This is a genomic window from Dermacoccus sp. UBA1591 (genome assembly GCF_002322065.1).
Taxonomy (GTDB): Bacteria; Actinomycetota; Actinomycetes; order Actinomycetales; family Dermatophilaceae; genus Dermacoccus; species Dermacoccus nishinomiyaensis.
Map to the genome: position 1 here is coordinate 17,402 of NZ_DCNR01000054.1, position 9,853 is coordinate 27,254.

At 69.6% G+C, this 9,853-nt stretch carries 11 protein-coding genes and 1 riboswitch; of the genes, 5 read left to right on the forward strand and 6 right to left on the reverse strand.

The features are described 5' to 3' along the window. Positions 1–707, reverse strand: a 707-nt coding sequence (locus B2284_RS05720; RefSeq protein ID WP_286697288.1) for a DUF5926 family protein, incomplete at its 3' end; no start/stop codon positions are given. A 355-nt stretch (positions 708–1,062) separates the two neighbouring features. Beyond that, positions 1,063–1,479, reverse strand: coding sequence for an ATP-binding protein (locus B2284_RS05725; protein ID WP_006947063.1), 417 nt, complete (start codon positions 1,477–1,479; stop codon positions 1,063–1,065). A gap of 248 nt (positions 1,480–1,727) precedes the next feature. Between B2284_RS05725 and B2284_RS05730 the strand changes: the two genes are divergently transcribed. Beyond that, positions 1,728–2,282, forward strand: coding sequence for a VOC family protein (locus B2284_RS05730; RefSeq protein ID WP_040015051.1), 555 nt, complete (start codon positions 1,728–1,730; stop codon positions 2,280–2,282). Positions 2,283–2,367: 85 nt separating this feature from the next. Here the strand turns inward: B2284_RS05730 and B2284_RS05735 are convergent, their stop codons facing one another. Next, entirely contained in the window at positions 2,368–3,288 is a 921-nt protein-coding gene (locus B2284_RS05735; protein ID WP_231729585.1) for a glycerophosphodiester phosphodiesterase, read from the reverse strand. Positions 3,289–3,636: 348 nt separating this feature from the next. Between B2284_RS05735 and B2284_RS05740 the strand changes: the two genes are divergently transcribed. Next, positions 3,637–4,704: an enoyl-CoA hydratase/isomerase family protein gene (locus B2284_RS05740; protein ID WP_062258489.1), complete on the forward strand. Its 1,068-nt coding sequence runs from the start codon at positions 3,637–3,639 to the stop codon at positions 4,702–4,704. 270 nt (positions 4,705–4,974) lie between these two features. Here the strand turns inward: B2284_RS05740 and B2284_RS05745 are convergent, their stop codons facing one another. Beyond that, positions 4,975–5,289, reverse strand: coding sequence for a DMT family transporter (locus tag B2284_RS05745; RefSeq protein ID WP_040015052.1), 315 nt, complete (start codon positions 5,287–5,289; stop codon positions 4,975–4,977). A gap of 14 nt (positions 5,290–5,303) precedes the next feature. Next, positions 5,304–5,368, reverse strand: a riboswitch (guanidine-III (ykkC-III) riboswitch). A gap of 238 nt (positions 5,369–5,606) precedes the next feature. On the opposite strand from B2284_RS05745, the gene rpmG reads away from it, so the two are divergent. From rpmG to B2284_RS05760, 3 genes are all read left to right on the forward strand, one after another. After that, entirely contained in the window at positions 5,607–5,771 is a 165-nt protein-coding gene (gene rpmG / locus B2284_RS05750) for a 50S ribosomal protein L33 (protein WP_006946918.1), read from the forward strand. 218 nt (positions 5,772–5,989) lie between these two features. Then, positions 5,990–6,703, forward strand: coding sequence for a phosphatase PAP2 family protein (locus B2284_RS05755; protein WP_006947151.1), 714 nt, complete (start codon positions 5,990–5,992; stop codon positions 6,701–6,703). 189 nt (positions 6,704–6,892) lie between these two features. Continuing rightward, entirely contained in the window at positions 6,893–8,356 is a 1,464-nt protein-coding gene (locus B2284_RS05760) for a sensor histidine kinase (RefSeq protein ID WP_286697289.1), read from the forward strand. A gap of 88 nt (positions 8,357–8,444) precedes the next feature. Here the strand turns inward: B2284_RS05760 and B2284_RS05765 are convergent, their stop codons facing one another. Further along, positions 8,445–9,122 (reverse strand): response regulator transcription factor, encoded by a 678-nt coding sequence (locus B2284_RS05765; protein WP_006946951.1) that lies wholly within the window; start codon positions 9,120–9,122, stop codon positions 8,445–8,447. Positions 9,123–9,191: 69 nt separating this feature from the next. After that, positions 9,192–9,494: a hypothetical protein gene (locus B2284_RS05770; protein WP_006947131.1), complete on the reverse strand. Its 303-nt coding sequence runs from the start codon at positions 9,492–9,494 to the stop codon at positions 9,192–9,194. Between the last annotated feature and the right edge of the window lie 359 nt (positions 9,495–9,853).

Below are 9,853 nucleotides of genomic sequence, written 5' to 3' on the forward strand. Positions count from 1 at the left end.
GCACGGAACGCGCCGAGGAGGCGGCCTTCGTCGTCGTTCTCCGGCATGCGCGCCTTGCCGGATGCGGACAGGCGGGCGAGCGCGTCGGTGGCCTTGTTCTCGTCGTGCGGCAGCACCCAGCGGATGAAGGCGCGATCGCCGATGAGGCACCAGTAGGCGGAGTCGACGCCGTCGATCGGCGCGGTCGGAGCGATCGACTCGTTGGCGTCCTCCATCGAGACGGAGGCCTCTTCGCCGATCTCGTGCTCTTCGGGGATCCAGAAGTCGAACGTCTCGTGGACGGTCGGTTCGAACGTCGTGCTCGTGATGATGTCCTGCAAACGCGGCGTCGCGGCGCTGACGCGCGGCGGTGCGGGCAGCGGCTGGCCGTTCTCGAGCTGCGTGACAGCGATGAGCTGCGCGGCGAGGTCGCGGCTCGCGTCGCCGGATCCACCGCCCGTCTGCAGCGCCACCATCATGTCGCCGTCCTCGCGACGCAGGCCGGGCCACGCCATCGGCAGGATCGTCGCGATGACCGCCTCGTGCTCCTGCCCGTCGACCTCGAAGGTGACCTTTGCCGTCGCCGACGGGACGATCTCACGCATCGCCACCCAGTCCGTCTCACCTGCGAGGCCCTCGAATGGACGCGCGACGAACGGCGCCGGCATCTGCGACGGATCGAGCGGACGCTTGTTCTCTTTGCCCTTGCGGCGTGAAGCCTTACCCATGGTCGATGAGTCTAGTGATGTCGCGTGCCCGCGGCGGCGCGATGCGTCATCTCGCTGCGGTAGTGGAACGTCGTCAGGCGCGCGCCGCGTCGGCTGGGGCCACACGCGTGTCGCAGCGGGCGCCTCTGCCGAGCGTGCGAGGCCGATGCGCCGCAAGACGCGCAGAGAAATGTTTGGGCGGGCGGCCGCGGAGGCGGCCTGCCCGAGCTTGCGAGGTCAGGCGCGCCTGCGCGACGGGCCGCACGCGTGTCGCAGCGAGTGCATCTGCCGAGCGTGCGAGGCCGATGCGCCGCAAGACGCGCAGAGAAATGTTTGGGCGGGCCGGCGCGGAGGCGGCCTGCCCGAGCTTGCGAGGTCAGGCGCGCCTGCGCGACGGGCCGCCCAAACTGGCCCACACCGTGCGGCCGTTGCGTTCGTCGCTGACGCCCCATTCGTGGGCGAGGGAGCGGACGATGCGCAGGCCGCGGCCAGAGTTGACCCATTCACTCTTGGGTTTGGGCATGGGGATGTCGTCGCCGCCGCCGTCGGTCACTTCGATCTCGACGCGCGGGGCGCGCACCTTCCAGTGCACGCGGATGCTGCCGTCGGGCAGGGGCTTGGCGTGGCGGATGGCGTTGGTGACGAGTTCGCTGACGACGATCTCGCATTCGCCGATGACTTCGTCGCTGATCTCGCCGTCGGAGAGGTCGTCGACAATGGTGCGGCGGATGCTGGGCACGGATTCGAGCGTCCAGTCCAGGCGGACAGTGCGGACGCGGGCGTCGCTCGACATGTCGTGGCTACCTCGTGCGGTCGGACCTCGCGGGGCGGGGTGGTGTTCAGCGTTCGTTCAACCTTGCCACACATCGCAACGGGCGTGGGGTTGGGTGCGCGGCCCCACGGGTGCGCCGCGACGAATCCGAGCGAAATGGGTGACTTCGAGCGCTCTGCCGCTCGTATCCGCCCATTTCGCTCGATTTCATGACCGCCGAGCTGGACAGAAGCGTGCAGGATGCGCGGCTCGGGCCTACGGTCGACGACATGAGCGACCACGACACCAGCGCACCCACATCACACCCCCTGCCCCGCGGCATCCAGCACATCGGCGTCACCGTGCCCGATCTCGAGGCCGCCACGCGTTTCTTCGTCGACGGTCTCGGCGCGAAGGTGGCCTACGACGGGTTGAGCACCGACGACGAGCCACGCAGCGGCGACGAGGTCGAGCGGCAGCTCGGGCTGCCGCGGGGCGCCGCGATCCACAAGCAGCACATGTTCGTCATCGGCGAGGGCCCGGGCCTCGAGGTCTTCGAGATCAGTGGCGAGCAACGCGCCGCGGCGGGACTCGCCGACTTCGGACTCAATCACATCAGCTTCTACTGCGACGACATCGACGGCTCGCTACAGCGCCTCGTCGACGCCGGGGGCATCGCGCTGTCGGAGGTGCACGGCAACAGCTGGTACGAGGATTCGCCGGGCAACGGCAGCGTCTACGTCAAGGCGCCGTGGGGCATGCTCATCGAGCTGCAGACGATTCCCAACGGCCACTACTGCCCCGACGACTCCGAGTCGGAGGTCTGGATGCCGCAGCCGCGGTGATGTGCCACGTCAGCACGTCTGACCGCGTCGCACCCCCACGCGCCCCGATACAGCAGGGCTGCGGCTCCCTCCGTGTCGCCTGCCCTCAGCCCCAGAACGCCTCTCGAGCTTTGAGCGCCTTCTTGGGCTTGTTGGTGATGATGGCGTCGACACCGTTGCGCAGGCAGCGTTGGATGTCGTCGGGGTCGTCGACCGTCCACACGTGCACCTCGTGTCCGCGTGCGTGCTGTTCGGCGACGAGGCCCGGGTTGCGGCGCAGCATGCCGACGCTCATCGCCGCGATTGAGATGCCGGGCGGCAGTTGGCCGCCGCGGATGCGCTGCGGCACAACACCCTCCATGAGCCACGCGAGCGGCACCTGCGGCGCCAACGTCGTCATGCGGGAGACGGCGGGCAGCGAGAACGACATGACGCGGACGTTGCAACGCGACGGGTCCGGCGTGTCGAGGCCGAATTCGGCGAGCGCGCGCGCCAGTTCTTTCTCGACGCGTCCGGTGTGCTTCGACGGATGCTTCGTCTCGACGGCGAGGTCGACGCGGCGCCCGGCGTCGAGCGTCGTGCGCAGCAACTCCTTGAACGTGAGCAGGCGTGAGCCGCTGCGGTCGGCGATCTCCCAGTCGTCGTCGGTGTCGTCAGATTCGAGACGCGCCTTCCACGACCCCCAATCGAGGCCCTCGAGCTTTGCAAGCTCCAGGTTCGAGATCGCGCCACGCCCGTTCGACGTCCGCTTCGCCGTGCGATCGTGCACGCAGACGAGATGGCCGTCAGCGGTCAGCCGGACGTCACACTCGAGCGCGTCGGCACCGACGCGGATGGCGCGTTCGTACGCCTCGAGCGTGTGCTCCGGCTCGTGGTGCGACGCCCCGCGATGCGCCACCACCTGCGGGCGCTCACCGGACAGCGTCGGCAGATCGAGCGGCGCGACGGCTGGGCGAGCCGCGCGATAACCGGCAACGAGCGCCTTGGTCGGGCGCGGAACGGCAAGACGAGACTTCGACGAACTCACCACTACATCCCTACCCCCCGCGCATGAATAGCGGGTTAATGAGGCGCCACTCGTCCGCACCACAGACGCTACGGTCTCGGCGCGTGGCTCTCATTCGTGAACGCACCTCGCGGGCGGGCCACCGCTCCTCGCGGTTCGTCGCAGGCGCGCAGTCCGCGGCGCGCGCCTCTCGCGTCGGCCGGCAACGGTCGGCGATCTGGCGATTCCGACGGGTGGGGGCGCGTCTCGTACGTGCCAACACGCTCGGCGCTCCCTCCCTTTCCGCGGAATGGCGGGGTTGTCGGGCGTGGAGGTTATGGTGACCGGGATCACCAGCCGCACTGGCCGCACCCGCCCGAGGAGGCGCGCATGCCCGACACGACGACCGACGATTTCACCGAGACCGCGACGCCGGACGTCCTCGTCGCCCGTCGCGGTTCACTCGCGCGCATCCTGCTGAACCGGCCCAAGGCCATCAACGCGCTCACGACCGACATGGTGAACGCCGTGAGCGCCGCGCTGGAGCAGTGGCGCGACGACGACTCCGTCACCGCCATCACGATCGAGGGCGCCGGCGAGCGCGGCCTGTGCGCGGGCGGTGACGTGCGCAGCGTCCGTGAAGCGTTCGTCGACGGCGACGGCGAGCGCGCGTTCGAGTTCTTCCGCGACGAGTACCGCATGAACGCGCTCATCGCCGACTACCCGAAGCTCATCGTCAGCCATCAGGACGGCATCGTCATGGGTGGCGGCGTCGGCATCTCGGCGTTCGCCGGGCTGCGCGTCGCGACGGAGCGCACGAAGGTCGCGATGCCCGAGACGATCATCGGATTCTTCCCCGACGTGGGCGCGCTCTACCTTCTCTCGCGCGCGCCGGGCGGCACGGGCGCCTACCTCGCACTGACAGGCACGACGGTTGGTGGCGCCGACGCCTGCTACGTCGGGCTGAGTGACGTCGTCATCGAATCCGACTCGTGGGCAACGGTTCTCGAGCGTCTCGCCGAGGGTGCTGACGCTGACGCAGCCGTTGCGCGGCTCGCGTCTTTCGATGCCGCTGGCAATGCACCTCTCGGTGCGCAGCGGGCTTGGATCGACGAGGCCTTCGGCTCCGGCGAGCATCTGCGCGCGCCGTCCGAGGTGCTCGAGACGCTGCGTACGTCCGACGTCGAGGCCGCACGTGAGGCGGCCGGCCTGCTGACGCAGCGTTCACCGTTGTCTGTCGCCGCGACGGTCGAGGCGATGCGGCGCGCGGCGGGCATGGACTCGGTGCACGAGGTGCTCGCTCAGGACATGGTGCTCGCGCGCGGCCTCATCGAACACGGCGACTTCGTCGAAGGTGTGCGCGCGCAACTCGTCGACAAGGATCGCCAGCCGATGTGGTCGCAGGCCTCGTTCGACGAGGTCAGCGGCGCCGATGTCGCGCGCTTGTTCGAGGGCTGAGCCCTCGGCGGGACGCCGGTGGGGCACTCATGGCGTAGCCGGGGCCTCGTCTTCGCACTGGCGTGCACCCATCTGCGATTCTTGTCCACATTCAACGGCCATTGCGACGCCGCCCCCGATGGAGGCAGTTGTGATGGTCACGAGCGCGTCGCATCCCCGGTGCTCGCGCAGGATGGCGGGCAACTCACACGTTGGCGCGCAACTTCCCGCCCACTCGTGAGTTACTCGCCATCTTGACGACGCCCGCCAGCGCTCAGACGCACGCCCGTGTCAGTGAACGAGCTTGAGTCCGATCACGCACCCGATGATGCCGAGCAGGAGGCAGATCTTGACGATCGAGACGGACTCGGCGCCCGTCATCATCGCGTAGGCGATGGTGAGCACGGCTCCGATGCCAACCCATACGGCGTAGGCGGTTCCGACAGGGAGGGTCTTCATCGCGTAGGCCAGACCACCCATGCTCAAGGCGCACCCGAGGGCGAAGACAACACTCGGGCCGAGGCGACTCAACCCGCCCGACTTGTCGAGCGCCGTCGCCCAGACGGCCTCCATCGCACCGGACACCACGAGCACGAACCACGCCATCACTGACCACTCCTGATGGCCGTCTTGTCGCGCTGCCGGGTACGGCTCCCTCGTCCGGGCCCGCATCGACGAGCTCGTGCAAGCTTGTCACACGAGCGGTGCTCCCTCGCTTCGCTCTGTCCAGGGGTGTGCCGGCAACCGCAGCCAACTTCCACAGGATGGCGGGTAACTCACACGTAGGCACGTAGTTGTCCGCCTACTCGTGAGTCAGTCGCCATCTCGTGCGATTGCCACGTACCCCATCGCCACGCCCGCCTGTATGGGAATGATTCTCACTTCATCGACGTTCAACCCACCGTCGAACGAAGGAGAAGACCATGACCCGCACGACGAACCGCCCGAAGATCACCCTGCGCTCCACCGCGGGCACGGGCTACAGCTACACGACGCGCAAGAACCGCCGCACGACGCCCGACCGTCTCGTGCTGCGCAAGTACGACCCGATCGCGCGCCGCATCGTCGAGTTCGCCGAAGCCCGCTGACCTCGCAGGAGCAGGCGTGAGACAGCCGAGGAGCGAAACCTCGCTCCTCGGCTGATGCGCGCCCCCGCTCCTCGAACGGCAGACCCGGTCCTGCACATGGCCGAGGCCCGCCCTAACCCACTCTCTTAGCTCTTTCTCAGCCACCCGGTGCTGAGGTCTAACCATTCACCACCCAGGCGAGCACCCGGTGGATGCTCGCGCGCCGAGAGAGGCCATTCATGTCGTCCGTCGTCGCCACCCGCCCCCGTCGCTCGCCGACCACCGGCGCCCGCCGCGCCCCCGCAGCCGAGCCCGCTGCACACCACCTCACCGCCAAGGCCGGCGCAGCCGGCGCAACGCTCGTCGCCGGCGGGCTCGGCCTCGGCGCCGTCGTCACCCACGAAGGTGCTGCGGCGACGGGCGAGCTCGGCCTCGACACGGCTCTCTCGCACGACCGCCTCAGCCCGCTGGTCAGCCTCGCGCACGGCATCGACGTCGTCATCGGCCCCATCGTCGGCCCGCTGCTCGTCGCCATCGTCGCGGCGCTGCTCTTCGTGCGCCACCGTCGAGCAGCCGTCATCTTCGCGCTGAGCACGGCCGGCCTGTGGCTCGCGACGTCGTCGCTGAAGCTCGTCTTCACACGCGCGCGCCCGCCGGCCGATCAGGTGCACGCCCTCGTGCACGAGACGGCGCGCGACAGCTTCCCGTCCGGCCACACCGCGCTCGCCGCAGCCATCGTCGCGGGGGCGTTCTTCGCGGCTCGCTCGCTCGGTCGATCCACGCGCCTCGTCCTCGCTATCGGCATCCCGTTCGCGCTCATCGTCGCGGCGTCGCGCCTCTACCTCGGCGCTCACTTCCTCGGCGACGTCACCGCCTCCCTCGTCTTCGTCACCGGATTCGCGCTCGTCGGCGCAGCACTCGCGCCGCTCGTCGCACGCCGGTTGGACCACTGACGACTGCGCCGACGCCCTGCGGCCCCGGAAAATGCGGGGTGCGGGCATCGACATTCCAGCGAGCATCCCACTCACGACCGGGGCCACACCGGACGACCCCCGGCCCAGGCAGCGACATACGAGCAACGACCCACCGACGCCCCGGCCGTCGACCGGCCGACACCACTGCCGCACGTCGAGGACGAATCGATGACCACCCCACCCACAGGCCCCGCATACGGTGAGGGGGTGCATTATCACCTCCCTCGCCGCGTACGGGGCTTGCGCGTGCGGGTCGTCGCGACGTTCGTCGTCGCGGCCCTCGTCGCACTCGCCATCGCGCTCGCGGCGTTCACGTTCGGGCTGAGGCAGATCCTCACCTCGAGCGCCGGCGACAGCGCGACAACGGAGGCGCAGCAGGTCGCGAAAGAACTCAGCACGACGGATGACGCCTCCGCAGCGTTGCGTGCCGCGGGCGTCCACACCCAGGTCGTGCAGGTGCTCGACGCCTCGGGCGCGCTGCTCGCGACCAATGATTCCCACGCCTCGACGCCCCTCGCCCGCCCCGCCGAGAGCACGCGTCGCACGGAGATCACCCTCGATGGCGACCGCGACCACTACGTCGTCGTGACGCTCGCCGCGCACACGCGATCCGGCGCCGAGCGCTGGGTCGTGGCGGCCGCGCCGATCGACCACGAGGACACGATCGTCGACACGACGATCGTCCTGCTCGCCCTGACGGCGGGATGCCTGCTCGTCGTCACCGGCTGGGGCATCCACCGTGTCGTCGGGCGCGCGCTCGCCCCCGTCGAACGTATCCGTCTCGACGTCGAACGCATCCGCTCCTCCCACCGTCCCGAACGTGTGACGGTGCCCGCGACGGGCGACGAGATCGAGCGGCTCGCCATCACGATGAACGCGATGCTCGACCGTCTTGACGCCGCCGACGCGAGCCAGCGCGCGTTCATCTCCGACGCCTCCCACGAGCTACGTAGCCCCCTAGCGACGATCCGCATCCTCACCGAGACCGACCCTGAACCGTCCGAATCGACGCGCGTCATCCACGCCGAGACGCTGCGGCTGCAAGGCATCGTCGAGTCGCTGCTCGCCCTCGCGCGCGCCGACGACGACGCCCTTGCGCTCACCCTTCGAGACGTCGATCTCGACGACGTCGCCCACACCGAGGTGCTGCGCGCCCGCAGCGCTTCCCCGACCCGTGACGGCGAGCCGGTCGTGGTAAGCGCCGACCTCGCGCCCGTACGCGTCGTCGCTGACGGCGAGCGTCTCGCGCAGGTCGTGCGCAACCTCGTCGACAACGCACTGCGTCACGCGACGAGTGCCGTGCGCGTCACGACGCGGGTGGAGGATGCCGGCAGCCGCGAGCCGGCCACGGACAGGGACGGGGCGGGCCGAGTGAACGAGCGCCCTCGCGACGCACGCGGAACGGCCGTTCTCACCGTCGACAATGACGGAAGCGTCCTCGACGCCGGCGATCGTGAGGCGATCTTCGGCCGCTTCGTCCGCCTCGATGACGCCCGCAGCCGCGACGCCGGCGGCAGCGGCCTCGGGCTCGCCATCGCGCGGGCCATCGTTCAGGCCCACGGCGGGACACTCGTCGCCGAAGAATCACCCGACGGATGGTGCCGCTTCACACTCCGGTTGCCGATGGGCTGAGCCTCATACGCCCCCCGACCTGATGCGGCCCGCCGCGTCCACCCCTCGCCTCAGCGTCACCCCTGCGGCGCCCACCGCTCGGCGAGCGTCACTCCGCCGCCTCAACCAACCTGTAGCCGTGACCCCGCACCGTCTCGAGGCTGGCGGTGCCGAACGGCGCGTCGATCTTGCGACGCAGATACCCGACGTACACCTCGACGACGTTGTCGTTGCCCTCGAAGTCGGCGCCCCACACGTTGTCGAGGATCTCAGGTTTCGACGCGGGCTCTCCGCCACGTCGCGCGAGGTAGAGCAGCAGCGCGAATTCCTTTGCCGTCAAAGAGATCTCGACGTCACCACGCATGACGACGTGGCGCGCCGGGTCGATCGTCAGCCCGCCGACGTCGAGCACCGTCGGCCGCTCCGGCGCACCGCGTCGCGCGAGCGCCCGAAGCCGCGCCACGAGCACGGGAAAGCTGAACGGCTTCGTCAGGTAATCGTCGGCGCCGAGGTCGAACGCGTCGACCTGATCGAGGTCGCCGTCCTTCGCCGTCAGCATGAGCACGGGCGCCCACACCCCGTCGCGGCGCAGCCCGGCGAGCACGTCGTAACCGTTGCGGCCGGGCAGCATGATGTCGAGGACGATGACGTCGTACGGGTTCTGCGCGCCGAGCCACTGGCCGGTGATGCCGTCACCGGCGACGTCGACGACGAATCCCTCACGCCCCAGACCGCTCGCGACAGCGTCGGCGAGGTGCTTCTCGTCCTCGACGAGCAGAACCCTCATGCCGCCTCCTCGCGCGCGTCGATCGTCATGCCCCAGGTCTACACGACACCGGTGAGCCGACGCGATGCGTCAGGACGTGACGATGCAGCACCCGGCGAGCATGAGGGGCAGCGCGACAAGCCCGATGCCGAGCACCTCGAGCGGTTCGACGGCGGCGCGACGGCGCGTCAGCCACCAGCATCCGGCGAGACCGATGGCGAGTGCGACGGGCGCGAGGAGCAGCGTCGACGAGGCGAGCGACCCCCAGGCCGACGCGGGCCATACGTCGCCGATCAGCTGCCCGACGACGGTGCCCAGCGCCAACATCGCGGCGACGGCGGCGACCCAGGCGACGGCGAGGTCGGTGAAGCGTGAGCGCGGGGCGAGGTTCATGCCTCGACGATGCGCGTCACACCCAGGCGACACCTCGTGCGCGCCTGTGGCGTGGCTGTGGGGCGAACGGTGCGTCCTCATCCCCTTTGTGTGCAAATGCATCCGGGTGCATTTGCACACAAAGGGGTCCGGGCGTCGAACGCACGCACCGTCGGGTTCGGCGCAGGTCAGCACGGCCCTCATCGTCATGACCGGGCGGCGAGCATCAAGAAGTGGCCGACGATCGCCGCGACGACGCTGACGACGCCGATTCCGGCCCGAAGCGCGCTTCTCGGCCGCGGGTTGCCGCGCCCTCCTGAGGCCTTGTGCCAGTCATCTCGCCCATTGCACTCTGCCTCTCCTCACGTCGCCGCTCGAGC

Coding starts and splice junctions, on each gene's coding strand:
- B2284_RS05745 (WP_040015052.1), bottom strand. CDS start 5,289: ATGGCGTGGTTCGTGCTCGTGGTGTCCGGTGCGATGGAGGCCGTCTGG.
- B2284_RS05765 (WP_006946951.1), bottom strand. CDS start 9,122: ATGAGGGTTCTGCTCGTCGAGGACGAGAAGCACCTCGCCGACGCTGTC.
- rpmG (WP_006946918.1), top strand. CDS start 5,607: ATGACCCGCACGACGAACCGCCCGAAGATCACCCTGCGCTCCACCGCG.
- B2284_RS05740 (WP_062258489.1), top strand. CDS start 3,637: ATGCCCGACACGACGACCGACGATTTCACCGAGACCGCGACGCCGGAC.
- B2284_RS05770 (WP_006947131.1), bottom strand. CDS start 9,494: ATGAACCTCGCCCCGCGCTCACGCTTCACCGACCTCGCCGTCGCCTGG.
- B2284_RS05755 (WP_006947151.1), top strand. CDS start 5,990: ATGTCGTCCGTCGTCGCCACCCGCCCCCGTCGCTCGCCGACCACCGGC.
- B2284_RS05730 (WP_040015051.1), top strand. CDS start 1,728: ATGAGCGACCACGACACCAGCGCACCCACATCACACCCCCTGCCCCGC.
- B2284_RS05760 (WP_286697289.1), top strand. CDS start 6,893: ATGACCACCCCACCCACAGGCCCCGCATACGGTGAGGGGGTGCATTAT.
- B2284_RS05725 (WP_006947063.1), bottom strand. CDS start 1,479: ATGTCGAGCGACGCCCGCGTCCGCACTGTCCGCCTGGACTGGACGCTC.